General features: G+C 62.4%; 23 protein-coding genes and 1 other annotated feature. Of the genes, 9 read left to right on the forward strand and 14 right to left on the reverse strand.

Annotated elements, in window-relative coordinates; translation table 11 throughout:
• Positions 1–18: 18 nt before the first annotated feature.
• On the reverse strand, positions 19–1,839 hold the full coding sequence (locus RlegSU303_RS13315; RefSeq protein ID WP_131645370.1) for a methyl-accepting chemotaxis protein: 1,821 nt from the start codon (positions 1,837–1,839) through the stop codon (positions 19–21).
• A 288-nt stretch (positions 1,840–2,127) separates the two neighbouring features.
• On the opposite strand from RlegSU303_RS13315, the gene RlegSU303_RS13320 reads away from it, so the two are divergent.
• Positions 2,128–2,514, forward strand: a complete 387-nt coding sequence (locus tag RlegSU303_RS13320; protein WP_003540707.1) for an acyl-CoA thioesterase — start codon at positions 2,128–2,130, stop codon at positions 2,512–2,514.
• A gap of 19 nt (positions 2,515–2,533) precedes the next feature.
• Complete coding sequence (locus RlegSU303_RS13325) at positions 2,534–3,121, forward strand: hypothetical protein (protein WP_131720155.1); 588 nt, start codon at positions 2,534–2,536, stop codon at positions 3,119–3,121.
• A gap of 165 nt (positions 3,122–3,286) precedes the next feature.
• On the opposite strand, the gene RlegSU303_RS13330 is transcribed toward RlegSU303_RS13325, so the two are convergent.
• From RlegSU303_RS13330 to RlegSU303_RS13355, 6 genes are all read right to left on the reverse strand, one after another.
• Positions 3,287–4,471: a DUF1501 domain-containing protein gene (locus tag RlegSU303_RS13330; RefSeq protein WP_131720156.1), complete on the reverse strand. Its 1,185-nt coding sequence runs from the start codon at positions 4,469–4,471 to the stop codon at positions 3,287–3,289.
• Between the two features lie 115 nt (positions 4,472–4,586).
• The gene (locus tag RlegSU303_RS13335) at positions 4,587–6,098 is read right to left on the reverse strand and encodes a DUF1800 domain-containing protein (protein ID WP_131720157.1); all 1,512 of its coding nucleotides are present in this window, start codon (positions 6,096–6,098) and stop codon (positions 4,587–4,589) included.
• Between the two features lie 121 nt (positions 6,099–6,219).
• Positions 6,220–6,567 (reverse strand): DMT family protein, encoded by a 348-nt coding sequence (locus tag RlegSU303_RS13340; protein WP_131629093.1) that lies wholly within the window; start codon positions 6,565–6,567, stop codon positions 6,220–6,222.
• Between the two features lie 270 nt (positions 6,568–6,837).
• A complete protein-coding gene (locus tag RlegSU303_RS13345) occupies positions 6,838–8,088 on the reverse strand; it encodes an MFS transporter (protein ID WP_131720158.1) in 1,251 nt (416 codons plus the stop codon).
• Between the two features lie 464 nt (positions 8,089–8,552).
• On the reverse strand, positions 8,553–9,356 hold the full coding sequence (locus RlegSU303_RS13350; RefSeq protein WP_131720159.1) for a class I SAM-dependent methyltransferase: 804 nt from the start codon (positions 9,354–9,356) through the stop codon (positions 8,553–8,555).
• Between the two features lie 230 nt (positions 9,357–9,586).
• Positions 9,587–10,468, reverse strand: a complete 882-nt coding sequence (locus RlegSU303_RS13355; protein WP_131720160.1) for an NmrA/HSCARG family protein — start codon at positions 10,466–10,468, stop codon at positions 9,587–9,589.
• Positions 10,469–10,568: 100 nt separating this feature from the next.
• On the opposite strand from RlegSU303_RS13355, the gene RlegSU303_RS13360 reads away from it, so the two are divergent.
• On the forward strand, positions 10,569–11,492 hold the full coding sequence (locus tag RlegSU303_RS13360; RefSeq protein ID WP_131720161.1) for a LysR family transcriptional regulator: 924 nt from the start codon (positions 10,569–10,571) through the stop codon (positions 11,490–11,492).
• A gap of 73 nt (positions 11,493–11,565) precedes the next feature.
• Here the strand turns inward: RlegSU303_RS13360 and RlegSU303_RS13365 are convergent, their stop codons facing one another.
• The 5 genes from RlegSU303_RS13365 to RlegSU303_RS13385 form a co-directional block, all read right to left on the reverse strand.
• Positions 11,566–13,032: a SulP family inorganic anion transporter gene (locus RlegSU303_RS13365; protein ID WP_131720162.1), complete on the reverse strand. Its 1,467-nt coding sequence runs from the start codon at positions 13,030–13,032 to the stop codon at positions 11,566–11,568.
• Positions 13,033–13,102: 70 nt separating this feature from the next.
• Positions 13,103–13,158: a sequence feature (sul1 is cis-regulatory element that is thought to sense ions involved in sulfur or methionine metabolism; They are found in Alphaproteobacteria), on the reverse strand.
• 144 nt (positions 13,159–13,302) lie between these two features.
• Entirely contained in the window at positions 13,303–13,554 is a 252-nt protein-coding gene (locus tag RlegSU303_RS13370; protein ID WP_017960935.1) for a hypothetical protein, read from the reverse strand.
• Between the two features lie 70 nt (positions 13,555–13,624).
• Positions 13,625–14,002, reverse strand: coding sequence for a response regulator (locus tag RlegSU303_RS13375; RefSeq protein ID WP_017960936.1), 378 nt, complete (start codon positions 14,000–14,002; stop codon positions 13,625–13,627).
• 208 nt (positions 14,003–14,210) lie between these two features.
• Entirely contained in the window at positions 14,211–15,971 is a 1,761-nt protein-coding gene (locus RlegSU303_RS13380; RefSeq protein WP_131720163.1) for a phospholipase D-like domain-containing protein, read from the reverse strand.
• A 235-nt stretch (positions 15,972–16,206) separates the two neighbouring features.
• A complete protein-coding gene (locus tag RlegSU303_RS13385; protein WP_131645377.1) occupies positions 16,207–16,995 on the reverse strand; it encodes a DUF899 domain-containing protein in 789 nt (262 codons plus the stop codon).
• Between the two features lie 208 nt (positions 16,996–17,203).
• On the opposite strand from RlegSU303_RS13385, the gene RlegSU303_RS13390 reads away from it, so the two are divergent.
• Both RlegSU303_RS13390 and RlegSU303_RS13395 read left to right on the forward strand, forming a co-directional pair.
• Positions 17,204–17,851, forward strand: a complete 648-nt coding sequence (locus RlegSU303_RS13390) for an ankyrin repeat domain-containing protein (RefSeq protein WP_131645378.1) — start codon at positions 17,204–17,206, stop codon at positions 17,849–17,851.
• Positions 17,852–17,928: 77 nt separating this feature from the next.
• Positions 17,929–18,435, forward strand: coding sequence for a YHS domain-containing (seleno)protein (locus RlegSU303_RS13395; RefSeq protein WP_131645379.1), 507 nt, complete (start codon positions 17,929–17,931; stop codon positions 18,433–18,435).
• 19 nt (positions 18,436–18,454) lie between these two features.
• Here the strand turns inward: RlegSU303_RS13395 and RlegSU303_RS13400 are convergent, their stop codons facing one another.
• The gene (locus tag RlegSU303_RS13400) at positions 18,455–20,671 is read right to left on the reverse strand and encodes an adenylate/guanylate cyclase domain-containing protein (protein ID WP_131645380.1); all 2,217 of its coding nucleotides are present in this window, start codon (positions 20,669–20,671) and stop codon (positions 18,455–18,457) included.
• A 231-nt stretch (positions 20,672–20,902) separates the two neighbouring features.
• Between RlegSU303_RS13400 and RlegSU303_RS13405 the strand changes: the two genes are divergently transcribed.
• A complete protein-coding gene (locus RlegSU303_RS13405) occupies positions 20,903–21,670 on the forward strand; it encodes an adenylate/guanylate cyclase domain-containing protein (protein ID WP_131645381.1) in 768 nt (255 codons plus the stop codon).
• Between the two features lie 166 nt (positions 21,671–21,836).
• Positions 21,837–22,289 carry a DUF805 domain-containing protein gene (locus tag RlegSU303_RS13410; RefSeq protein WP_231283187.1) on the forward strand — a complete coding sequence of 151 codons (453 nt, stop codon included), beginning with the start codon at positions 21,837–21,839 and terminating at the stop codon, positions 22,287–22,289.
• Positions 22,290–22,467: 178 nt separating this feature from the next.
• Here RlegSU303_RS13410 and RlegSU303_RS13415 read toward each other — a convergent pair whose 3' ends face one another.
• Positions 22,468–22,761: a DUF982 domain-containing protein gene (locus tag RlegSU303_RS13415; RefSeq protein WP_312861302.1), complete on the reverse strand. Its 294-nt coding sequence runs from the start codon at positions 22,759–22,761 to the stop codon at positions 22,468–22,470.
• 430 nt (positions 22,762–23,191) lie between these two features.
• Here RlegSU303_RS13415 and uvrB point away from each other — a divergent pair, with 430 nt between their 5' ends.
• Complete coding sequence (gene uvrB, locus RlegSU303_RS13420; protein ID WP_131720164.1) at positions 23,192–26,263, forward strand: excinuclease ABC subunit UvrB; 3,072 nt, start codon at positions 23,192–23,194, stop codon at positions 26,261–26,263.
• Positions 26,264–26,466: 203 nt separating this feature from the next.
• Positions 26,467–26,853, forward strand: a complete 387-nt coding sequence (locus tag RlegSU303_RS13425; protein ID WP_064652913.1) for a GNAT family N-acetyltransferase — start codon at positions 26,467–26,469, stop codon at positions 26,851–26,853.
• Positions 26,854–26,864 lie beyond the last annotated feature (11 nt).

Raw genomic sequence — 26,864 nt, forward strand, 5'->3', positions numbered from 1 at the left:
TTTGTTCAGTGGCTTAACTCACGCTGCCCGTGTGTATCTAGCCCCGGCTCTTTGCTCCGCCCCGCGCAGGCGGAAATTCGAAAGCAGCGTCTTCAGCTGGGTGCTCTCGTCGGCGAGCGTGCGGCTTGCCGCCGTCGTCTCCTCCACCATCGCGGCATTCTGCTGCGTCATCTGGTCCATGTGATTGACGGAACCGTTGATCTCGTTCAACCCGGTCGACTGCTCGCGCGCCGCCGTCGCGATCGAGGCGACGTGATCGTTGACCTGGTTGACCAGTGCCTCGATTTCCAGCAACGCCTCGCCCGTCGAGCGCACCAGCGCCACCCCGCCCTGGACCTCAGTCGCTGACCGGCTGATCAGTTCCTTGATCTCCTTGGCCGCGTTGGCGGAGCGCTGGGCAAGTTCACGCACTTCCTGGGCGACGACGGCAAAGCCGCGGCCCGCCTCGCCCGCCCGCGCAGCCTCGACGCCGGCATTCAGCGCGAGCAGGTTCGTCTGGAAGGCGATTTCGTCGATGACCGAGATGATCTGACCGATGCGGTTGGACGAATCCTCAATCCGGCCCATCGCCGTCACCGCATTGCGGACGATCTCGCCGGATTTTCCGGCACTCGCCTTGGTCTCGGCCACCATCTCGCGTGCCTCGTTCGCCCGCTCGGATGCCGTCTTGACCGTCGCGGTGATCTCGTCGAGCGCTGCCGCCGTTTCTTCGAGTGCGGCTGCCTGCTGTTCCGTGCGCTTCGACAGATTGCCGGTCGCCTCGCTGATGTCGGAAGCGCTGTCGTTGACCACACGGCTCGATTCGGCGATCGCGTGGATGACGCCGTTCAGCGCGTCGACCGCCGCATTGAAGTCGTTCCTGAGCTTGGCGTAATCGTCGCCGATATCGCCGATCGCGACCGTCAGATCGCCGCTCGCAAGCTTTTCGAGGCCGACGCCGAGCGCCTGCATCGCATGGGTCTGCCGTTCGGAGGCAGAGCGCAGGCTCGCCTCGTTGCCACGGCGCTCTTCTTCGATCTGCCGCTGCCTCTCGTCTTCCCGGCCGCGCAGCGCGCTGCGCTCATCGACGGAGTCGCGCAGCACCAGCAGCACCTTGGCCATCTGGCCGACCTCGTCGCGATACTCGCTGCCGGCGATCTCTACCGACGCTTCTTCGGCAGCAATCGCATTCATCGCTTTCCTCAGCCGGGCAATCGGCGCCGTCACGCTGCGCACGATGGCAAAGGCGATCGCGATCGTCGCCGCAGCGCCGATCAGGCAGGCCATCGTGGCCCAGAGCAAATTCTGGCGATAAAGCGCGGCAAGGTCGTCGGCATAGACGCCGGTGCCGACGATCCAGCCCCAGGGCTCGAAACCGGCGACATAGGAGTATTTCAGCACCGGCTCATCGGCGCCCGGCTTCGGCCAGAGATAGTCGACGAAACCCTTGCCGTCCTTCTTCACCTTGTTGACGAACTCGACGAACAGGAATTTGCCGGTCGGGTCCTTCATCTGCGAGATATCGGTACCATCAAGCGCCGGCTTGATCGGGTGCATCACCATTTTGGGATGCATGTCGTTGATCCAGAAATAGCCGTCGGCGCCGTAGCGCATCGCGCCGATCACGTCCTTGGCCGCCGCCTGCGCCTGTTCGCGGGTCATCGTGCCCGCCTGCTCCATCTTGTAATATTTTTCGAAGATGCCGAGCGCCGTCGCATCCAACTGCGCCAGCCCTGCCTTCCGCTCGTCTTCCAGCTCGGAGTAAGAATAGTTCAGAAAGAAGACCATCGTCGCCGCGAGCACGGCAAGCGTGAATGCGACGAGGCAGTAAAGTCGGGTGGAAATCTTGACGTTGCGCATGAGGTTCCCAGCGATTCTTGTATTTGAGATCGACCGCATTCTGAATTGCCGGAATTACTGGAGCGTAAAGCTTAATTAGAAGAAGATTAAATAACGTAAGGTCAGGAGAGAACTGCAAAATTCAACCATTTGAAATAAAACGAAATTTCAATCGACAACGACAGCAACATTTTCCCGTCGGCCGTCTGTAGCGCTTGGCCTTGCCGTCTTTTACAGCCCTCGGCCTTTGCACTAGGGTGCTTCGCAGTGAATCGCCGGCCCGACGCCGCACCAGATGGAGAAGACTTGATGACCGATGCCGCCAAGCCGAGAGGCGAATTGACGCTGAGGACGCTTGCCATGCCCGGTGACGCCAATCCGGCCGGCGATATCTTCGGCGGCTGGGTTATGGCGCAGATGGACCTTGCCTCCGGCATCCGTGCGGCCGAGCGCGCCAAGGGCCGCGTCGTCACCGCCGCCGTCAAGGAGATGGCCTTCGAGCTGCCGGTCAAGATCGGCGACACGTTGTCCGTCTATACCGATATCGATCGTGTCGGCCGCACCTCGATCACGCTCTGCGTCGAAGCCTGGGCGCACCGCGCACGTTACGCCAAGATGGAAAAGGTCACAGCTGGCACCTTCATCATGGTGGCGCTCGACGAAGAGGGCAAACCGAAGCAAGTCCCCGAGGAGTGACAGCCCAAGGATCGAAAGCATGGAAACGGTCAGCTCGCCGGAGGTCTTCCTTCACATCAAGGTGGTGATGGGCATGGTCATCAGCCTTTCGCTCGCGAGAGTGCTCACCGGCCTTGCCGGCATCGTCCAGCATCCCGCCAAGGCCAAGGTCTATCCCATCCATCTCGGCTGGGCGCTGTCGATGTTCCTCTTCATCATCCATATCTGGTGGTGGGAATATCGCCTGCAGGCGGTGCCGGCCATCGGCTTCGGCATCTATCTCTTCCTGATCTGCTTCTGCAGCCTGTTCTTCCTGCTCTGCGCCCTGCTCTTCCCGGCCTCGCTCGACGAATATGGCGGCTACGAGGAATATTTCATTTCCCGGCGCAAATGGTTCTTCGGCATCCTCGGCCTGACCTACGCGGTCGATATCCTCGACACGGCGATCAAGGGCCATGAGCGCATCCTCTCGCTCGGCTGGGAATACCCGGCCCGCAACATCGTCTACATCCTCCTCTGCGCCATCGCTGCCTGGACCCCCAATCGGCGCTTCCACGCAGCCTTCATCATCTCCAATCTGATCTACCAAGTCAGCTTCATCTTCAGGCTTTATGATGTGCTGGGGTGAGAGGTGGTCCCGCGAAGCGGGAGCAATCGATCCGGTGAATCGATTGCAAACGTCGAACGCCCTGAGCCATGCGAGGGGCCGGGAAGCGGCAAGCTCCTTGGTCAGCCAGGAAAGGACCTTATTCTTGCCCTTCGCTTACGCTCCGTGCATTCGCGGCCCCGCCGCTCACACCCTAAGAAACTGCGACCCTTTATCAAACCCCAGTCCCGGAAAGATCTTCCCGGTCAAATCATCCGCACTCACATCGAATTGCCGGTAGAGCATCGCCGCGGCGAGCTCGCGCACGTCGGCGGTCGGCATCAGGTCGCGGTCGTCGAGCAGCTGGCCGTCGCCGATGCCCGGCCAACGGCCGAGGATGCGGCCGCCGTTGATGGCGCCACCTGATAGCAGCGCGCAGCCGCCGGTGCCGTGGTCGGTGCCGGCTGAGCCGTTCTGGCGCACGGTGCGGCCGAACTCGGTCATGGCAAGCACCACCGTCTTTGCCCAGATCTCGGTCCCGAGTGTGGTCTTCAGCGTATTGATCGCCTGCGAAAGGTCCTGCACCGGCCGCTTGAACTGGCCGGCCTGGCCGATATGCGTGTCCCAGCCGCTGATCGAGAAGCTGGCGATGCGGTAATCGCCCTTCAGCATGTTGGCCGCAAGCGCCGCCACATCGGCGATCTTTGCGCCGCGCTGGCCCTCCGGCTCAACCATCATCGAGGCGCTATTGGCCCGCGTCGCCTCGGCAAGCGCCTCGGCGAACGGCGGATCGCCGGCATACAGCCGCGCCAGGAACTGCATCTCGTCGCGCGCCGGCGCCAGATTGGAATCCGACGCCCAGACATCGACATTGTTGGGTCCGGAGAGGATCAGCTCCGTCGAAGTGTTGATGTCGATTGCCTTGCGCGCATCCGAGCGCGGAATGACAGCGAGCGCCCGGTTCAGCCAGCCGGTCTTTTCCTCGGCGACACGTTCGCCGCCGGATTCCAGCATGTCCTGTCCATCGAAATGACTGCGCTGGTCGCGATAGGGCGTCGAGACCGCATGCACGAAGGCGAGCTCGCGGCTTTTCCAGAGCGGCAGCAGCTCGGCGGCCGCCGGATTGAGGCCGAAATGCCCGTCGAGATCGAGAAGGCCGGTATCGGGGGTCAGCGCCAGTGTCGGCCTGAGCGCCGCAAAGCCGGCATCGCCATAGGGCTGCACCAGATCCAGCCCGTCCATCGCGCCGCGCAGCACGATGGTGACGAAACGGTTGTCACCCGGCATCGCCGCGAAGGTGACCGGCGTGAAGACGGGGGCAGCGGCAAGACAGCAGGCAGAGGTCAGAAAACCGCGGCGCGACAGCGAAATCTGGTTCATGGGCAGCGTCATGGGCGGGGCCTCCTAGGCAGGTTCCGGAAAAGTGTCCAACGGTTTTCCGGCCAGAACCAGCGACAAAACAAAGGAGCTAAGCAGACGAAGCGTTGGCTTGCCAACGAAAGTCTGTTTAGCGGCGATTGAATTCGGGCGATGCCAGCACCAGCGTCAGCCCGCTGATCTTGTTCGGCGCCTGCGATACCACGCGGATCGTCTCATCGCGGGCGGCATCGGCAAGTGTCGATTTCAGGAATTCGCGCGGATCCTCGTCCCGGCCGAACTGGGCTGCGGCCCGCCTTGCCCAGGCCAACCGCTCGGCGAGCTGGCTGCCGGTGATCCAGGCGGAGAAGCCTTCCTCGAAACCGGCCGGGCTCGGCGGCAGCCAGGTCGGTTGCCCCATGCGCCTGAGCGCTCCCTGCCCCAGCGCCCGCGCCGTCCGGAAGGCTTTGAGGCGCTTCTCCCTTGCCTCGCCGGCGGGATCGGTCGTCACCGGCGATCCGGCCATGCCAGGCGTATTCGCCGCCATGTCACCCTCGTCCGTGCCCTGCTGGTTTGCCACCAGGAAGCTGCCGACGACGCCGTTGACCGGCCCCGCATTCAGCGCCCTCAGGCCGGTGACGATATAGTCGAAGGGCTGGCGCGCCTTGGCGCCCTCGTCGCGCCAGGCGGCGGGATGGTCGAGCATGGTGGTGTAGACGGCAGTCAAATCGCCATCCGTTTTCTTCCACGTTTCGGCCATATCGGACACCATCCCCTCGTCAGGCTGGTCGGAAACGAAATGCACCGCGAGCTTGCGGCTGATATGCGCCGCCGTCTTCGGATGCAGCGCCAGATCGTCGAGCATATCGAGATAATCGTCGCGCGAGCGCCGGCGCCTGCCATAACTGACGCCGAGCACCTCATGTGTCCCGGGCTCCGAAATATTCGGCCGGAATGCGATGTCCATCTCCTTGCGGTCGATGGTGAGCCCCGTCAGCACCATGGCCGCCGCGGTCACATCCGCCTGGCTATAGCCGCTGCCGGCGCCGAGCGTGTGCAGCTCCAGCAGTTCGCGGCCGAGATTTTCGTTCAGCCCTTTGTTGCGCTTCATGCCGCCGGCCGAATCCGGCCCGAGCGAATCCGCCTGGTCGAGATAGATCAGCATGGCCGGATGGGCCGTGGCATTGCGCAGCAGATCGCCGAACCTGCCTGATATGAACGGCCGGATAGCCTCGGCCTCGTAGAGCGGCACGATGAGACGCATCGGCAGGCTCTTATTGGCGCTGGTGGAGAAATGATCGGTCCAGAAGGTCGAAAGCCTCTCGTAGAAGCCGTACGGCGATAGCACCGCCTGCATCAGCCGCAGGTTCGCATCGTGCTGGAACTGCTGCTGCACTTGCTGTTGCACGCCTTTGCGCATCTCGCGCTGCGTCGTATCGTCGGTCACCGTCTTCGCGTCCTGCCGGATCTGCTTCAACTGCGCCTGCAGGCTGAGAATTGCCTGGTGGCGCATGTCAGGCCCGCCGAGGGGAAAATCCGGCGTTGCCGCCACCCCCATGCGCAGCTGGCCGATGAGATCGTCTTTGCTATCCGGCGGCGCCTCGCCCGGCCGGAAACCATAGCCGAACCGGATCGCCGCCATCGTCGGGAAAGACAGGCTCATGACCGCTCACCTCCTATTCACTAGAAGGTGACAGGCTGCCAGCTGATTGCGACCGCAATCTGTAGGAAATACGGCGATATTCAGACATGAACAATTTGTAATCTATTGAAAAAGCTAAAGTTTATGCACGGAAGATGAAGGATGCCCCGATTGCAATCAGGGCGAAGCCGATCGCATGGTTCCAGGTCAGGTTCTCGCCGAGCCAGAAGATCGAGAAGCCGGCAAAGACGATCAGCGTGATCACCTCTTGCATCGTCTTCAGCTGCGCCGTCGTATAGACCGCCGAACCGATCCGGTTGGCCGGCACCGCCAGGCAATATTCGAAGAAGGCAATGCCCCAGCTGACGATGATGGCGAGGAAGATCGCGCTGCTCTTGTGCTTGAGATGCCCGTACCAGGCGAATGTCATGAAAATGTTGGAGGCAAACAGCATGACGACGGGCCAGACGGCGGCGGGAGAAAATAGCATGGGTAACTCGGGGGCTTTGGAGGGAACGATGGATCCGGCGAGATGCCGGCGGGCCTTACCTAGCACGCCGCCATTCGACGGCAAGTCCTGTAAGGCTCGGACCAATCGTCTCATGCCACCGATGCGGGTCGCCGGCAGCTCACACAGCGCTTGCCTTCCGGCATCACCCTGCTGCGGCCGGCGTTTGACGATCGCATCTGCGGTTGCAATGTGCTCAAGAACTGAAAGGCCGGCAGCTGTCGCCGCCGGCCCTCATAACCGCAGGCAGCGCTAGATTCGCATCGCGCCATGCGGTTCCTCGGCCTCCTCCGCGCCGAAGCGGACATCCTTCTTCTCGTAGCCGAAGCCGGCAAGGGCCGCGACGACGAGCGCCACGACTGCCGCAACGATCAGGAGCGCATAGGCATAGTCGCCATCCCAACCGGCAGCCAGCCCCGCCTGCAGCGTCGCATTGCCTGACGCCAGCAGGTTGCCGAGCTGGTAGGCGAAGCCCGGGAAGGTGCCGCGCACCTCGTCCGGCGACAGCTCGTTCAGATGCACCGGCACGATGCCCCAGGCGCCCTGCACGAAGAACTGCATCAGGAAGGCGCCGATGGCGAGCAGCAACGGCCCCGGCGCATAGACCCAGAGCGGCGCGACGGGTACCGCGATCAATGCGGCGGTGACGATGGCCTTCTTCCGGCCGATCCGCTGCGACAGCGCTCCGAAGAACAACCCGCCGCAGATCGCTCCGATATTGTAGACGATGGCGATCGCGCCAACCGTATAGCTCGAATAGTTGCGCTGCGTCTCGAGGAAGGTCGGATAGATATCCTGCGTGCCGTGGCTGAAGAAGTTGAACGCCGTCATCAGAAGCACCGCCCAGATGAACAGCGGAATATTCTCGCGCAGCACCGTCAGGAACGGCCGGCGCCCTTCGGTCTGCCGCTTCAGGAAGGCCGGGCTCTCCTCGACATTGCGCCTGACGTAGAGCACCAGCAGCGCCGGTACCGCGCCGACAAAGAACATGCCGCGCCAGCCGATGACAGGAAAGAGCAGGAAGAACACGATCGAGGCGATCAGATAGCCGGAGGGATAGCCGGCCTGCAGGATGCCCGAGACGATGCCGCGGCTCTCCTCCGGTACCGTCTCCATGACCAGCGAGGCGCCGACGCCCCATTCGCCACCCATGGCGATACCGTAGAGCGCCCTGAGCACAAGGAACATGGTGAGCCCGGTGGAGAAGCCGGTCAGGAACTCGAACAGCGAATAGAGCAGCACGTCAGCCATCAGCGTGATGCGACGCCCGTAACGGTCGGCCGCCAGCCCGAAGACCAGCGCGCCGAGCGCCCGCATGACAAGCGTCAGGAAGATCGCCGCCGAAACGGCGGGAACGTCGGTGTGGAATTCCTCGGCTATATATTTGAGAACGAAGACGAGAATGAAGAAATCGAAAGCGTCGAGCGTCCAGCCGAGATAGCTGGCGATGACGGTGTTGCGCTGCTGCGGCGTCAGCCGGCGCAGGCTTTCCAAAGCGGACATCTGATATTCCTCCGTCCGAAAGCGGCGGCGAGGCGGGCAATTCCGGATGCCGTCGGAAGGGGTGCCCGAACCGGGCGGGTGATGCTGTTGCGGCAGCGTTTGCAGTCGGAGACAGCGGGCAATAACGTCAGCAATGCTGCCCGTGTTCCATCACGATTGCCGTGATCGGGTGGCACCTCAGCGCCATATTGAAGGCGTGCCCCTTCCTTCCAGCACCCTGGCTTTCACGTTGGTGCATGCGGGCCGCTGCCTGCCTCTTCTCCCCAGCGGGGAGAAGTGCCGGAGCAATAGCGAGGCGATGAGGGGGCGAGCGGCAAAGCCGCGAATGCACTGAGCGTAAGCGAAGGCAAGCAAAGGTGTACCGTGCCGCCCCCTCATCCGACCCTTCGGGCCACCTTCTCCCCGCTGGGGAGAAGAGGGAGCAGCACGATTCTCCCTTTAGAGGAGGTGGCGCTCCCGCTAATCTATCCGGGCACCCTGCCCAGGCACGCCCACGCCACCGATGCGAACGATCGCGGCCCATTCGGCTCGCCAGCCTCGTAAGCGGCCCTGACGGCGGCATCCACAGCCGTTCGCTTCGCCAGATCCAGCCCCGCGACATATTTGCCGAGCGGTCCCTCGCCGGCGGCGATCGGGTCCCAGTAGTCTTCGAAGGAGAGGTATTCCATCCGGATCAGCAGCGAGGTTTCCTCGACGTCGGCAAGCCCCTGCGCGATGAAGCTTTCCTTCATTTCCCCCGGCCGCATCATCGGCTGGAAACAATATCTGCGTCGCAGGGCCAGCGCATTTTCATCCAGCATTGCCACCGTATCCCACATCATCCGCATGCCGGACATGCCGCCATAATGGTCCCAGACGGCGGCCGCGACCACGCCGCCCGGGCGCACCACACGGCGCATCTCGGATACCGCCTTTCCCGCCTCCGGCACGAAATGCAGCACGAGCAGCGACATCGCCCTGTCGAAGCGGTTATCCTCGAAGGGAAGCGCACCGGCATCGGCCTGCCGGATCGATACGCGAGGATCGGTGTTGCGCCGCGTTGCCGCCTCGACGAAGACGGGCGAATAGTCGACGGCAACGATCTCCTGCAGGCCCGGCGTTTCCGCCAGCGTGAACGCCAGACTACCGGTGCCGCAGCCGACATCGAGCACCCGGTCGCCATCCGCGAGACCGGCGAAATCGATGAGCATCGGCGCCAGCTTCCTGCTCCAGCGCCCCATCAGCCGTTCATAACCATCGGCACTTTCGACATTGAAACTCGACGGCATCGAAGCCTCCTCCCTCAAGGACACAGGTCTTCGATTGAATACTAGCGTTCGCCGGCGACTGTGCAAGCGGGACGCCATGGCGTGGATCCTCGGCTCGCGGCCGAGGATCCCGACAGGTTGGCTATCGCTGCCTCTCTTCCGATGTGGCAGTGAGCGAGCGCCGGCCGGTCCCCTTCCGCGAAATATCACCAGCCGGAGACGTCAATCACATCGCCGAGGCAATGGCGAACTCATCCGGCCGCCTTGCCGAGCACACTCCAATCGAACCCCTTCGCCCAGTCGGCATAGCTGTGCCAGCCGACATCGGGAAAATCGCGGCGCAGGGCGGAGATATCGGCGTCGTAGCCGGTTCGGTCGAACCATTCGAACATCAGCGCCGTATCCTCGCTCTGCTGCCGTATCGCTGCGATCGGCAATACCCGGTAAGTTATTGGGCGGCCGAGAACCTCGGACAGGATCTTCGCCTGCTGCTCACCCGACAACTCGTCGCCCGCGATGTCGAAACGCTTGCCGAACACCTGCTCACGCCGCTCGGCCAATGTCGCGACGAAAGCGCCGATGTCATCGATGGTGACCTGGTGCAGCACACGTGCGGGCGGCAGTGCGGCGGCATAAACGCCCTGGCGCAGGCCGTCGATCGCCCAGGGCGCCACGGTGTTCTCCATGAAGGCGACGGGTGCGCTGATCGTATAGGGGATGCCGAGGCCTGCGATATGCTTCTCGACCAGATACTTGCTGTCGAAATGCGGAATGCCGGTGTTCTTGTCGGCGTCGGCGACGGAGGAATAGATCAGGTGGCCGATGCCGGCGGTCTTCGCCGCATCGGCGGCGATGATGCCCTGGCGGGTCTCCGCTTCCATTCCGGCCTCATAGCTGTTGCCCATCAGAAACATCGTGTCGCCGCCGCTTGCGGCCTTCGCCACGGAAGCGCCGTCATTAAGATCGCCGGCGACGACTTCGACCCCTGCCGCGGCCAGCCGCTTGGCGCCGTCACTATCAGGCTTGCGTGAGATCGCCTTGACCCGATGTCCCCGCGCGATCAATGCCCGGACGACCGCGCCGCCTTGCTGGCCTGTGGCGCCGGTGACCAGAACGCTTCGTGTATTGCTCATCTGTCTGCTCCTTGTTGTGACTGATGCAGCAAAGGTAAGGCCTGTCGTATTGAACCATAATGGCCTATAGTTGGGAAACATCGTACCATCACAGGATACAATGATCGATCTCAACGATATCATGATCTTCGCCCGCGTCACCGAAGCGGGCAGCTTCACCGCCGCCGCACGCTTGCTCGGAATGCCGAAGACGACGGTCAGCCGCCGTATCGCCGCGCTCGAGCGCGAACTCGGCGTGCGGCTGCTGCAGCGCACGACCCGCAGCCTCAACCTGACGGCTTCAGGGCGTCTCTACTACGAAGAAAGCAGCCAGGCGCTGCGCACCATCGAAGGTGCCAACCTGCGGCTTGCGGAAGCGCGTGCTGAGCCTGCCGGCACGATCCGCATATCGGCGCCGGTCGGCTTCGGCGGCCACTTCCTCCAGGATGCGATCTTCGAATTTCTTTCGACTTACCCGAAGACGAGCGTCGAGCTGCGCCTGACCGACGACAGGCTGAACCTCGTTGAAAGCGGTATAGATCTCGCCTTCCGCACCGGCATCCTCGAGGATTCCACCTTGATCGCCCGCAAGCTCGGCTCGACGCACCGCCTTCTCTGCGCAAGCCCGGATTATCTCGCCCGTTGCAGCACACCTGATGTGCCTGAAGATCTCGCCCGCCATGACTGCGTCATCGCCGGCCAATCCGCCCAGGCGCAATGGCTGCTGGAAGGTCCGCACGGTCAGGAAATGATCGCGGTTTCGGGGCGCTTCGCCGCTAACGAGATGCAGGCGGTGATGGCCGCCGCGATCGCCGGCTACGGCATTGCGCAATTGCCGCACGGCGTCGCCGATGCCTGCATCAAGGACGGGCGGTTGCGCCGGGTTCTCGACGGCTATACGACCCCGGCCGGCGGCTTGCATGTCGTCTATCCCAGCAGCCGACACCTGCCGCCTTTGGTCAAGGCATTCATTGAACTGGCCGTCAGACGGCTGAACGCCACAGGAATCGGCGGGGGCGATGATTTCGCAATCGTCTCGCGCTAGAACAGGATGTCGTTCGAAAACCGCTCACACTTTTCGGCATCATGCTCTAGAAAATCCGCCCGCGCTCGCGCCGTCACACCTCTTTCAGCACCACCTTGCTGTCGAGGCTTCCGATCAATGTCGCGCTCGCCTGGTTGAGGCCCGCGACCTCCACGGCAATGCCGTGCGCTCCGAACCGATGCACGACCTTGTCGAGGGCGGCAACGGCGGTGATGTCCCAGAAATGCGCTCCGGACACGTCGATCAACACGGACTTGCCGACCGCGTCCTGAACGTCGAAGGCTTCGACGAAGACGTCGGCGGAGGCAAAGAACACCTGGCCGGACACGCGATAGGTCAGCCGCCCGGCGGCTCGGTCGGGCACCACGTCGACGCGCAGCAGGCGGGCAACCTTGAAGGTGAAGAACACACCACTGAGCAGCACGCCGACCGTCACCCCGAGCGCCAGATTGGCGGTGAAGACGGTGACGAGGACGGTTGCCACCATGACGGCGCTCGACATCCTGGGATGAGTGATGACAGCTCGAAGCGACGACCAGTCGAACGTGTCGATCGATACCATGACCATGATCGCCACCAGTGCGGCGACCGGAACCTCGGAGACCCACGGCTTCAGGAGCACCATCAGGATCAGCAGAAACGCGCCGGCAAACAGCGTCGAGAGCCGGCCGCGGCCGCCATATTTCACGTTGCTCACCGTCTGGCCGATCATGCCGCAGCCGGCGATGCCGCCGAACAGGCTGGCGGCGGCGTTGGCGAGGCCGAGACCGGTGCATTCGCGGTTCTTCGAACTCGGCGTATCCGTGAGATCATCGACGACGCTCGCCGTCATCATCGATTCCAGCAGCCCGACCATGGCAATGGCAAGCGCGGGGGCTGCAATGATTCGAAGCGTTTCCAGCGTCAGCGGCACTGCCGGCCAGCCGAACACCGGTAGCGAATCCGGCAGCTTGCCGAGATCGGCGACAGTGAGAACGGGAAGCCCGAGCGCTATCGAGGCGACGGTCAGGATCAGGATGCAGATCAGCGGCGACGGGATCGCGGTGGTGATCAGCGGCGTGAGGTAAATGATGACGAGCCCGGCGATCAGCACGGCATATTCCATCCAGCCGGCGCCAATGATGTGCGGCATCTGCGCGGCAAAGATCAGGATGGCAAGCGCATTGACGAAGCCGGTGCGGACGGATTTCGACACGAAGCGCATCAGCACGCCAAGCCGCAGCAGGCCGAACACGATCTGCATCATCCCCGCCAGCAGCCCGGCCGCGAAGAGATAGGGCAAGCCGTGGGCATGCACCAGCGGCGCCGCAACGAGCGCCACCGATCCGGCCGCCGCCGAAATCATCGCCGGGCGCCCGCCGGTAAAAGCAATGACGATGCTGATCACGAAAGAGGCGAACAGACCAACCTCGGGATCGACCCCCGCCACGAAGGAAAAGGCGATCACCTCGGGGATCAGGGCGAAGGTCGCCACCGCTCCGGCAAGCATTTCGCGCATGGGATTGGCGGACCAATCACGACGGATGGAGGAAAGCAGCATAGAATGGATTCTCGCAAAGCATGGCCGGACCCACTCTGTCGAGCGGTCGCGTAATGGCATGCAGGTTTTGCGTTGTCTGGCGGATCGGCGGCCAGAAGAGCCACCCGGGATCTCACCGGGTCCGTGGTGAATGCCTGCGGTATAGACGAGATCTTTACTGCAGCGCAACATTCAATTGCCAAGGACGAAAGCGAAAACGCGAGCCGTCATCCTCTCACCGGACGCCGCTCTGCTCACCCCTTCGCTTGGACGCCGAGGAACCGGAAGTCCTCACTGCCAGAGGAAGTCCGGCCCGGTGCTCTGTGAGGTCAGCTTCAGCGTCCCGTCCGGCTGGACGACATAGGTCTCGAACACACGGTAACCGAAATCGCCAAGAAAGGTATTCTTGACCACCGTTCCCGGACGGTAAGGCGAACGGAGAACCTTTCCTCCATAGGTGAGGCTGCCGGGAAGAGGCTGCGGATCCCCTGCGCTAGCGCAGGCCGAGAGAGCGAAGAGAACGCCAATGAGCGCGTATTTCATTCGGACTTCTCCTCGGGCAGGCGCAGCGGCCTGAGCGACGTCGACTTCTAACACGCAGCCTTGATGCTGTTCAGAACGCAGCCTTGCTGCTGTCGAAGTTTTTGCGTCGCTCTTCCGCCCGCGAGAGCGCGCTGGCGATCCTCTCATCGGTGAAGGGCTTGGAGATCACATCGAGCGCGCCTTCGATACCGTGGCCGACATTCTCGGGACTGCCGGTCACGAAGATCACGTCAACCCCATGGCGGTCGATCAGCCGCCGCGCGAGCTGGGCGCCGCTCAGCCCATCGGAGAGACTGAGATCGACGAGCGCGACATCGCTTCTTTTTGCGTGGGCGAGAGCCTGCTCCACCGTCGATACCGGCCCGATAGTCTGGTGTCCTGCCTCTTGCGCAATGCGTTCGAGCTCCAGAGCGATAAAATTCTCATCTTCGACGATCATTACCTTCATGAATAAGCCTCCTCCTAGACGGGATGTCGGTCGCACTGCCGGTAGCGGTAAAACGCAACCGTCCCCGGAATGTTTCCACTTTGAGAAGAGTGTGTTGGCGATGGACGGGCAGCGCTGCCTTATCGTCCCGCTACCGGTCCTTGTGGAGGAACCAGCCGATGGCGAGGTCGCTCCCCGGCCTATGCCGCACCCGTCGTCACCAGCGACATTACTCCGCCCGGGCAAACAACGCCCGGTCCCGGGCGCGGATGGGGTCGGTCCAGTCGCGTTCGAACCAGGGCGTGCCGCCAGGCTGAGGCGGGCGTTTGAGCTCCAGCGGACGGGCCGGGCCGTCGCTCGCTCCGGAGGCGACGCGGAAGATGTAGTGGTCGTACATCCTCAGCGCCTCGATCATGTAGCTGGTCGCAACCGTCCGGTCGCGCACGACGACGAGGTTTTCGCCGTTCTCGTCATCGGCGGGGTTCGAGAAATTGTAGGAGCCGAGATAAACGCGCGCCGTCGGCTTGTCGAAATCGAGCACGACGAATTTATGGTGCATGCGCGTGCCGCGCTGGTTGCCATCGACGCCGGCAAGGCCCGAGGGCTCGGTCAGAAACGGCGGCGGCACGTTACCCGTCAGGGCCGCCGCCCGCACCACCCTGCGGCGATTGTCCGGGGTCAGCACGTTGAGGCCGAGATTGCCGGCGCGCACCTCGGCATCGGCAATACCCATGACATGCACCTCGGGGCGTTCGAGCGCGCGGCCCAGCGCCGGGCCGATCGCCCCCCTGGTCATCTGGCCGAGGAAGGCGAGCGAAAAGAGCACGCTAGACTCTGCCGTATCGATATCGGCGCCGATCTCGTCGAGCCGGCCATTGGCATCGCTGTGCGGCGAGAAAGCGACCTTGGCGTCGACGCCGTCAAGGCCGAGATCGATCCAGCCGGCGGAACTTGGCGAGTCGCGGAAGTCTTCGGCGCGTTTGGCGGTGAAATAACTCTCGAAGGCGGTGAAATAATCGTCGATCGCCTTTTCGCTGTGGACGGCGAGGCTATTGTTCGACTGCACATAGAGCCCGCGCCAGCTGAGATTGGTCGAGCCATAAAGCACGGTCGAGATGCCGCCGCCGCGGACCGCAATCGACTTCTGGTGCTGGAGGTTGGCCATATGCTGGCGCTTGACATTGGCAACACCCGCCGAGGCGATCAGCCGCTCCGCCGCCCTCGTCTCCGGCGAATTCGGGCGGCCATGGCCCTTGGTGCGGTCGCTGTCGTCGATGATGATCTTCAGCTTCGGCCCCAGCGCCTCCAGCCGGGTGACCACCTCGGGCAGGTTGAGATCATAGGCGATGACGCGCACCTCGGCGCCGGCGTCGCGCGCTTTATCGAGCAGCGCAAGCGTTTCGGCCCGCGCCTCGAAGCCCATCCAGGCGAGCGCCCGCTCGGCATCGGCGTGCGTCGGCACGAAGTCCAGCCCCTCATCGCCAACCGGCGGCACCAGCGTGATGATCGTCGGCGCGTCGGGGGCAAAATTGCGCACGAAGGCCTGCGATGAGACGAAGCCGCGGGTGAAGGCGACGTTGAGCTTGCCGGGAATGGTCTCGCGCATCAGCGCCAGCTCCGCCTCCTGCGCCTCACCCGATGTCAGCGCGCCCGCCGCATCCATGAACTTTGGCGTGACGCGGTAGGTGAACTTGCCGGGCAGATCGGCATTGAAGGGAAAATGCACCCAGCGGAATTTCTGGATCGGCGCCTCTGTCGTGCGGATGCCGTCGTCTGGAACCGGCTGGCCGGGAAAGCCGATACGGTTGCGCACGTTCTTGAAGAAGTCAGTACCCGGCTCGCGATACTGGATGGCGAAACCGACGAAATCGATCGGCGGCCGGCCATTCTTCCAGTCCATGCCGAGCAGCACCATGCCGTCGCCGCGATGGATGGTCAGCGCAAAAAGCGCTGCCGCATTCCTGCCGGTCACACGAAAATCCGTATCCATGCCCGCCTCCCCTGGAAATCGGGCGAAATCTAGCATGGTTCCGTGACAGTAAGGAGATATGTCGGTGAAATTTTGCGCGCAGAAGGTGCAGGGAGGCGACGGTACGGAGCAAGCGCCAGCGGCGCCCCGACCTGCCCAGTTGATGCGTCGTCATGAAAGGAGATTTGCGGTTCGCCAGACTTTCAGACGACCGCCGTACCCTCCTGCCGGGACGGAGGATACGGCCGGACCGACCCTACGGTTTCTCGTTTGCACTCTCGGCCCTGAACGCCGCCTCGCCGGCGTCGGAGACCTCGACCCATTTCTTGTCGGGCTCGGCGTCCGGCACATAGCTGTCGTGCCAGTTCCACCACTTGTAGGTCGGGGTCTGCGGATAGCCCTCGGGCGAATCCTCCCAGACTTCCTGGCGGCCGAGCGGCGTGATGTCGAGGTAGTTCCAAGTGCCGCCCATCTGCTCGTCGCCGCGATTGTTGATGAAATAGGTGCGGAAGATGCGCTCGCCGTCGCGGTAGAACACATTGGTGCCGTGCCACTCGTCGACGCCGAAGTCCTTGTCGAAGCTGTCGGTGATCGTGACCCACGGCATCGTCCAGCCCATCCGCGCCTTCAGCCGCGTAATGTCGGCCTGCGGGGCGCGGGAGGCGAAGACCAACGTCGTGTCGCGGGCGTTGAGATGGGCGACATGGGCAACCTGATCGGCCACCATCGAGCAGCCGCGGCAGGCATGCTCGGGCCATCCGAACACGCCGGGCTCGTAGAAGGCGCGGTAGAGGATGAGCTGGTGTCTGCCTTCGAACAGGTCGAGCAGGCTGACTTTGCCCTGAGGCCCCTCAAACGCATAGGCCTTCTCGACCGCCATCCACGGCATGCGCCGGCGCTCGGCGGCCAGCGCGTCGCGGGCGCGGGTCTCAGCCTTTTCCTTCACGAGCAGTTGCGCGCGGGCCGCCTCCCAGGCCTGCGGCGACACGACCGGTGGCTTGTGCATGGCTTGTCCGCTTTTTCCATTCTCGGCTGAAGCAGTCATGGCTTTCAGTCTCCTCGTTGGGGCGAATTCCCGGCTTGGACGCCCGGTTCATCGCGCATTGGTCTGAGATAGTTTCGCATCGGAAATCGAACAGGGGGAGTAACAAGTGTGACCGCATTCCTTGGAACCGTCGGTCGCGGCCTTGGCGCGCGAGTGGTGTTGGCCGGGAGCGCGTCCATTAGCGTAATCTTGTTTACGAATTGCACACGTGCTAAAACGCAACAAAACGGCGCATACGAACCCTGATCAAACCGAGATCGTGCCCGTGAATATCTTTATCGCGACTGTTGCTACCCTTGTCATTGGCGTCCTCCCGGCATGGGCAGGTCCTTTGCATCAGGCGGCCAAGGACGGCGATATCGCCCGCGTCACACAGTTGCTGGACCAGGGCTCCGATCTGTCGGAGCTCGATGAGGCGGGCGAGCCGGCGTTGATTATCGCGTCATTGGCGGGCCATGCCGATGTCGTCGTTCTTTTGCTAGATCGCGGCGCCGACATCGAAATTCGCAACAAGGGTGGGCTGACGGCACTACATGCAGCAGCCTATGGAGGAAATCTGGAGGTGGTGAAACGGCTTGTCGCCGAGGGAGCTGATGTCAACGACAGGAAGAATTTCTATCAGATGTCGCCGCTGCACGGCGCCGCCGAAGAGGGCCGCACCGACGTGGTCGCTTTTCTGCTGACGAAGAGCGCGGATGTCGAAGCGACGGAAAGAAACGGGTACACGCCTCTCACTCAAGCCGGGTGGCGGGCGCATTGGGATACGGCCAAATTACTCATGGAAGCCGGTGCTGTTTGCCAGAAAGCCGAGCTTGTGGGCGAACCGCTCTACAAGGAATGCACCAAACGGCAATAGCATTTCGCTGGAGTAACGGACCGCGTCCGGGAACGGAGCTTGTTATGTCTTATCATGTGCGAAAATCCGGAAAGCGGATGGGCGTGGCTGTTGGCGCTGCGGTCATGCTGCTTTCCTTCCTTCAGCCCCCCTTCATTCAGGTTATGGCGGCCGAGGAACTCGTCAATACCGGCTATTTCGGCGATGTCGCGATCAAGGGTTATGACCCGGTCGCCTACTTCACTGAAAACCAGGCCGTCGAAGGATCCGAGACATATTCCCACCACTGGCTTGGCGCGACCTGGTATTTCGCCAGCGCCGAAAATCGCGATCTCTTCAAGGGCGATCCATCCAAATATGCACCGCAATATGGCGGCTATTGTGCCGATGGCGTGTCTTTCGGGACGGTGACCACCAATATCGATCCGAAAGCCTGGCGGATCATCGATGGCAAACTGTACCTGAGCTATGATCCAGGGGCAGCCGAAGGCATGGAGAAAAATCCGACCAAGGTGACCGACTCGAAGAAGCATTGGTCCGAAGTTCAGCAGACGCTGATTTCGGAGAAGATGCATACCGTCTGGCAGCAACCGGATACGAAATGAAGCCGCAACGCCCGACCCGTCAGGATGTGGGTGAAAAGAACGTCAAGGCGCGCGGCGTGACATGGACGTATGGCCTGTCGCGCTGTTCACCTGACGTGTTGCGGTAAACATATCCGCACACCATCCGGTCGAGGAAATAGCCGTCGAATTTTTCGCAGAGACTGTCGCCTCGCACCTCGACGATACCGGTGATATTGGTATTCGCGCTGCGATAGGCAGTGTTTCCAGCCTTGTCGAAATATTGGGTGAAATCCGTGCCGTTCTTGTGCTTGCCGGTCCAGCTCTTGCCATCGACAAGATTGCGCAGGTCTGCCTCGCCGAGCCTGTCGGCTTGACTGCCTGTGAAACCGAAGGGCCATTCGGGAATGCCGGCCTTTCGCAATGCGGCGAGATGGCGTTGCAGATCGCCGTCCCGCCAGTAATCATAGAGATAGCCGTAATAGGTGAGATTGCTTTCGGGGAAGAGCTCCAGCAGCTTTGCCGTCTCCGCTGCAGCCTTGGTTTCATTGCCCTGGTCGGCATAAGCGGCCGCCAGGTATTCGCGTGCCGGCTCGACCTTCGGCAGGCTGTCGAGCGTTGGCTCTATCAGCGAGATCGCGCGCTGATCATCGCCCGCGGTATAAAAGACGATCCCCGCCAGCAGTTGAAAGCTCGACGCCGGCGAAGGATCAAGCCGCAAAGCCTTTTCCATCTCCGTGATCGCCTGCCCGCTGCTTCCGGTATGGACCAGAATGAGAGCGAGGTTGGCGGCGGCCTCCGCATCGTTCGGCTCCATCGCAACCGCCATGTTGGCGGAATTTTTGGCCTCCGTCTCCCGTCCATCCACCCATTGCAGCAGGGCAAGCACCGTGTGCGCCCTGGCATTGTTGGGATCGAGCTTGAGGGCCTGTCCGGCGGCGTCATAGGCGATCTTGCGGGCGACGGCAGCCGACCAGAGGTAATTATAGTCGTTGCGCCAGACATCGACGGCCACGCGCGCGATTCCCGCATGGGCATTGGCAAAGCCCGGATCGAGATCGATCGCTTTCTGGTAGAAGGACAGCGTCCGACGATAAGTGTCGACATCCCTCAAGATGAAGCCCTCCTGCTCGGCCCGCATGTAATAATCGTAGGCTTCGAGGTTTTCGGTCGGGATTCGGGCCAGTTGGTCGCGCTCGCGCGCGCTGAGCTTGACCGACAGGGCCGAGATGATCTTGCCGATCACATCGTCCTGCACCGCAAAGAGGTCGGCATACTGGCGGTCGTAGCGCTCGGCCCAGAGCGACAGGCCGGTGACCGCATCGATCAGTTTGACATTGATCCGCAGCCGCGGCCCGGCCCGCTGCAGGGTCCCTTCGAGCACATATTTGACGCCGAGTTCGGCGGCCACGTCCTGGATCTTGCCGACGGAGTCCCGGATGGCAAAGACCGAGTGGCGGGCGATGACGAAAAGACCCGATACTTTGGACAACTCGGTGATCAGATCGTCCGTCAACCCCGCTGCAAGATGGTCGTGCTCGGTGTCGCCGCTGACATTGATGAAGGGCAGAACCGCGACAGAGGGCCTGTCCGGCAGAGGATAGGCGAAACGTTCGCCAGGCCCCGGTGGTTTTGCCGGCATCCATGGCTGCCACCAGAGTGCTGCGCCCGCGAGAGCGAGAATAACGGCCGCTGCTATGCCCGCAACCAGGCGGCGTCTCGGCAGGCGCCTGCGGGTCTTGAGGGTTTTGCCGGCGGCAGTCGGGTCAAGCAGGACGCGATAGACCCGGATCGGTTCGGTGATGCTCTTCAATCGCTGTTCGCCGAGCGAAGCGAAACCGACCGGGACTTTCGATTTCACCTGGTCGTATGTCGTGCCCGATATGGCGATGCCGCCCGGTTCGGCCAGCGCCTGTATTCGATCGGCGATATTGACGCCGTCGCCCTGGATGTCTTCGCCCTCGACGATGATATCGCCGAGATTGATGCCGATCCGGAATTCGAGCCGATGCTCCGGCAGCGCCGCGGCACTCTGCGTGGCTTTCAGTTGCTGAACCTCCACCGCGCAGCGCAAGGCATCGACGACACTCTGGAATTCGACCAGCAGCCCATCGCCCATGGTTTTGACCAGCCGCCCGTGGTGACGTTCGATCGCCGGCTCGAAGACATCGTTCTGATCCGCCTGAAAACGCACGCGGGTGCCCTCTTCGTCGATCTGGCTCAATCGACTGTAACCGACGACATCAGCGATCAGGATTGCTGCAAGACGGCGCTCCATCCCCGGTCTTTCCTGGAGAGCGAATGTATTACTAACAATATTCTACAGTAGGTCCCAGCACGATGCTATCGCCGGACCGCGCGATATTCAACTTAGTGGCGACGTGTCCCAGAAGAATGGGGCCGGACGAAATAGTTCGAGCCATCGTCGCCCTCGAAGGTCGGGAGAGTTGCCAAAAGCAGGCGAGTGTCGGAAGCTCATTTTTTCCTATCAGGCGATGGATTGCGAGATATGACGACAGCCTCTTCCACAGAGCCGGCCAGGCACGGCAGCGCCCGAATCTGTCGCGGCTGCTGGGACCAGATGCATATGCCGATTCCGATCGGCGGCCCTCTCGCCTTGCCCTTCCGCGCCTTCGGCATCACCCGCAGCAAGATGAATCCCGATATCTGCACGATCTGCGAACGCTCCTTCCAATATGTCAAGAAACAGCGCCAGATCACCGTCGACGCCACCATCCTGTTTGCCGATATCAGGGGCTTCACGGATCTTTCGGAGCGCATCGAGGCTGTACAGCTGAGCGAGATCGTCAGCCTGTTTCAGGATCGCTGCGCGCAGGCAATCTGGGCGCATGATGGCATCGTCAACAAGCAGATGGGCGACGGCCTGATGGCGATCTTCAATTTTCCGATCGTCAGGAACGATCACGCCGGCGCCGCGATCCTGGCCGCGCAGGAGATCCAGCGAAAATGCGCCGCCGCGCTGAACGGTCTGGCGCTCGAGGCATTGCCCGGCCGCACCCTCGGTGTCGGCGTCGGCATCCATTCCGGTGAGGTCCAGATCGGCGAATTCTCAAGCTTTCGCAGCGATTTCACCGCGATCGGCGGTGTCGTCAATCAGGCCGCAAGGCTCGAATCCCAGGCCGCCGCCGGCGAGATCCTGATCTCCTCCGAAACGGCGGCGAAGGCTGCCGATCTCGCCGCAGGCGCCGAGACCCGCATGCTTGTGCTCAAGGGCATCGAGCAGCCGGTGCAGGCGCGGGTGCTGGCCAAGCCCTGAGCTGCCAGCTGCGCTGCAAACCTCTTCCAAGCGTCTATACTGTCCTCAACGTGGCAGCCGCCGTTTCTCACGCTGTGATTGCCGAACGCGTCAGATTGCAAGCCAATTAATCTTCCGGCAACGAACATTGCTTATCTCTATGCCATTCAAATCGTTGGGGTATCTCATGGGTAGTTTTTCTCTCTTTCACTGGCTGGTCGTCTTGATCCCGCTAACAGTGCCATTGTTCTTCATTTTCAGAAAACCACCCGCCGGCCCGAACCGCTTCGGCGGCCTGCCGCAGGCAATGGGTTTCGGCCAAGCGATCAGCAGCTACTTCAAGAGATATGTGGATTTCACCGGCAGAGCCAGCCGATCGGAATTCTGGTTTTCGACGCTCTTCGTCGTTCTCGTCAGCATCGCCTTATACCTTGTTGATCGAACAGTAACATTGAACGGGATATGGTCGCTGGCGACGTTTCTTCCCTCAATCGCCATGGCCGCTCGGCGTTTTCACGACCTCAACCGAAGCGGATGGCACCAGCTTCTCGGGATTCTGTTTCCCATTGGAACGATTGCCGTCATCGTGTGGTATTGCAGAGCGCCGGCTGCGGATCACTCCAGGTCGTCGGTCTTTTGAAAATGGTGTGCTGGCGAGCGTGGGAATGGTTCTCACGGTTTGAGCAGGACCGCCGCCGGAAAGTGATCGCGAGGCCGCCAGGCGCCTCGCCTCTTATTTGCAATACATCAACGGAATATTGTTGATGCTGGGGAATACCGGGCCGCGTGAAGCCTGAATGTAGCCGGCGTCGCTCCTCCTATACTGGAGGATTCACAACAGCGGCTTCGGCCCCGTCTCCATCATCATGGAGCGGCACACCGGCTTCCAGCGCGGCCAGGATGAAAGCCTGCCGCACCGTCTCGGCCGGCATTCGTCCGGCAAGCCAGGCGCGGCAGAAATCGATCGCCCTTTGCTGATGGACGCCGCCATTGACCGGCCAGTCCGAGACGAGTGCATAAAGCGCATCCTGCGGTGAGCGGAGAACCAGGCGTTCGCCGGTATCGAGGTCGATCGAGATCGTTTTTTTCCAGAAGGCGGAATGGTCGCTAATGGCAGTTGCACCTGAAGCTGAAGTGACAGGAAACTAACTGCCGAAGGCCGATCTCGGTTCCAGTGCGGAGCCGGACCATCGCTGCCCGGCATTCGACGGTCGCCGGTAATCCATGCGAGGAAACAATGGCGCCAGCAGCCACGCTGCGGCGCGTGCTTCGAGGCTTCGTCCTGCGGGCTGCGCACCTCAGCATGAGGGGCGTTGGAGAATGCCGTAGCCGAATAGCCGGTGCTGGAAGAATACCGCGCCAACGCTCAAGAGAGCCTCACCCCTGAGGTGCCCCGTAGGGGCCTCGAAGGACCGGGGCGGGTGCGCCGGCTTCGCAGCGCCATACGCTTGGGAACTATTCAAAAATCCGAACGATTCATTCGTTTCCCTTTTGTACTCTTTCCCTCTTCACTTTCGCGCTGACTCTCTCCATATTCCCGCCATGGCCAGATCTCCGAAGAAATCCCCCGCCCCGAATGGCTTCGAGGAAGCCCCTCAATCGTCTTTTGAGGGAGCCCCCCTCTCAGGCTCGGTTGCCGACTGGGTGAAGCAGCTGGAGGCCGATGCCGAAGCCTCGGGCGTCGAGACTCAGCGCCAGATCGCCTCCAAGGCCGGCAAGCACCGCAAGAAGGTGGAAATCGCCGCCAGGACGAAAACCAGCGACGGCGACGTCAGCGCGTCGAAATCGGCACGCGGCACCTCCATGGGCGGTTCGACCGACCCAAAGACGCGTGCGGCCGCCGGCCTCAATCCCGTCTCCGGCATGGATACGACGCTGGAGGAGGCCTCGTCGCTGCAGGCCGGCACCGCCGTCACCGCCACGGTCGAGGCGCTGTCGGCGCTGATCGAGAGCGGCAATCCACTGCACAAGAACGGCAAGATCTGGACGCCGCACCGCCCTGCCCGGCCGGACAAATCCGAAGGCGGCATCGCCATCCGCATGCAGTCGGATTACGAGCCGGCCGGCGACCAGCCCACAGCCATCCGCGACCTCGTCGAGGGGCTGGAGAATGGCGACCGCAGCCAGGTGCTGCTCGGCGTCACCGGCTCCGGCAAGACCTTCACGATGGCCAAGGTAATCGAGGCGACGCAGCGCCCGGCCGTCATCCTGGCGCCGAACAAGACGCTGGCCGCCCAGCTCTATTCCGAATTCAAGAATTTCTTCCCAGACAATGCGGTGGAATATTTCGTTTCCTACTACGATTATTACCAGCCGGAAGCCTATGTGCCGCGCTCCGACACCTATATCGAGAAGGAATCCTCGATCAACGAGCAGATCGACCGCATGCGCCACTCGGCGACGCGCTCGCTTCTCGAACGCGACGACTGCATCATCGTCGCCTCGGTCTCCTGCATCTACGGTATCGGCTCGGTCGAGACCTATACGGCGATGACCTTCCAGATGTCTGTCGGCGACCGGCTGGACCAGCGCCAGCTGCTGGCCGACCTCGTCGCCCAGCAATACAAGCGCCGCGACATGGATTTCACCCGTGGTTCCTTCCGGGTGCGCGGCGACACGATCGAACTTTTCCCCGCCCACTTGGAGGATGCCGCCTGGCGAATCTCGATGTTCGGCGATGAGATCGACGCCATCACCGAGTTCGATCCGCTGACCGGCCAGAAGGTCGGCGACCTGAAATCGGTGAAGATCTACGCCAATTCGCACTATGTCACCCCGCGCCCGACGCTGAACGGCGCCATCAAGTCGATCAAGGAGGAACTCAGGCTTCGCCTCGCCGAGCTGGAAAAGGCCGGCCGCCTGCTGGAGGCCCAGCGCCTGGAGCAGCGCACCCGCTACGATATCGAAATGCTCGAAGCCACCGGCTCCTGCCAGGGCATCGAGAACTATTCACGTTACCTCACCGGCCGCGACCCCGGCGATCCGCCGCCGACGCTGTTCGAATATATCCCCGACAATGCCCTCGTCTTCATCGACGAAAGCCATGTCACCGTGCCGCAGATCGGCGGCATGTACCGGGGCGACTTCCGCCGCAAGGCGACGCTGGCCGAATACGGCTTCCGCCTGCCCTCCTGCATGGACAACCGGCCGCTGCGCTTCGAGGAATGGGACGCCATGCGCCCCGACACCATCGCCGTTTCGGCCACGCCCGGCGGCTGGGAGATGGAACAATCGGGCGGCGTCTTCGCCGAACAGGTGATCCGCCCGACCGGCCTGATCGACCCGCCGGTCGAGGTCCGGTCGGCCCGCACCCAGGTCGACGACGTGCTCGGCGAAATCCGCGAGACCGCAGCCAAGGGCTACCGCACCCTCTGCACCGTGCTGACCAAGCGCATGGCCGAGGACCTGACCGAATATCTGCATGAGCAGGGCGTGCGCGTGCGCTACATGCACTCCGACATCGACACGCTGGAGCGTATCGAGATCCTCCGCGATCTCCGCCTCGGCGCCTTCGACGTGCTCGTCGGCATCAACCTTCTGCGCGAAGGCTTGGACATTCCCGAATGCGGCTTCGTCGCCATCCTCGACGCCGACAAGGAAGGCTTCCTGCGCTCGGAAACATCGCTGATCCAGACGATCGGCCGCGCCGCGCGTAACGTCGACGGCAAGGTCATCCTCTATGCCGACCAGGTCACCGGCTCGATGAAGCGGGCGATGGAGGAAACCGGCCGCCGCCGCGAAAAGCAGATGGCCTACAACGCCGAACACGGCATCACCCCTGAATCGGTCAAGGCCAGGATCTCCGACATCCTCGACTCCGTCTACGAACGCGACCACGTCCGCGCCGATATCTCGGGCGTCTCGGGCAAAGGCTTCGCCGATGGCGGCAACCTCGTCGGCAACAACCTGCAGACCCATCTCAACGCGCTCGAAAAGAGCATGCGCGATGCCGCCGCCGACCTCGACTTCGAAAAAGCCGCCCGCCTCCGCGACGAAATCAAACGCCTCAAGGCTGCCGAGCTGGCGATTATGGACGATCCCATGGCTAGAGAAGAGTCAAAGGCAATGGAAGGCGTCAGACGGAATGCCAAAGCGACCCGCGAGTCCCTTCTCCCAGCCGGCGAGAAGGTGCCAGGCAGGGCGGATGAGGGGGCCACGCCCTCCTACTTCTCAAGACCCAGCCTCGACGACATGGGCCCAGGCACCGACACCACCACCCCTCTCTTCCGCAAGCCGGCGCTGGATGAGATGGGCCGCGACATCGCCGACCCCGCCAAGAAGACCCTCTTCCGCAAAAATGACCTCGACGAAATGACGGTCGGCCGAACCGAAAAGCCGGTCACCGGCGCACTGCCGGAAAAGCCGGATGGTGAGGCGCGGTACGCGAAGCGTAGCAATCGATCCAGTGAATCGATTGCAGCAACGAACGCCCGAAGCGCAAGCGCAGGGCAGAAGGGCACGAAGCGATTTTCACCGCTGCTCGAAGGGCAGCCGGAGCGCGACGACCTGCGGCCGGTCGTGCGCGGGAAGACGGGCGTGGGGAGCTATGAGGATCCGGGCGAGCAGAAGCGCAAGGGGCGGACGAAGGGGAAGACTGGGCGGCCGGGGCGATAACGACAAACCGGCCAACCAGGCGGCCTGGTTTAAGATAGTTTGTGTATCGCTGGGTCAGCCGCGCCTTCGCAATCAGTGCGGTTGAGGAATCTCGGATGCCAACACCATGGGTGCGTGTCTAGGGAATCGCTTTGGAGACACCATGGGCGATTTTATGGATCAGCCTCTCTGGCTTGCTGCGTGTCCACAGAACGGAATTCCCAATGCCAGAAATTCGCATCGATCCTTTCCCCTCCGCCGCCGAACTCGACACCCTCTGGTCCGCCGCCTGGGGCACCCCTGCCCCGCGCGATTTCACCTCAATCCTCTCCCGCAGCCTCACCCATGTCGGCGCCTACCACGACAACCAGCTCATCGGCTTCGTCAACGTCGCCTGGGATGGCGGCATCCATGCCTTCATCCTCGATACCTCGGTTCATCCTGACATGCGGCGGCAGGGGATCGCGACGCGGCTGATCAGGGAAGCGACGCGGGTTGCGCGGGAGCGGGGCGCCGAGTGGCTGCATGTCGATTTCGAACCGCACCTGACCCGCTTCTACCGCGCCTGTGGATTCAGGCCGACGAAGGCAGGACTCATCAAGCTCGTGTAGTTCTCCCGCGC

Origin of the sequence: Rhizobium sp. SU303 (genome assembly GCF_021052345.1) — a bacterium.
In the GTDB taxonomy this organism is placed as follows: Bacteria; Pseudomonadota; Alphaproteobacteria; order Rhizobiales; family Rhizobiaceae; genus Rhizobium; species Rhizobium laguerreae.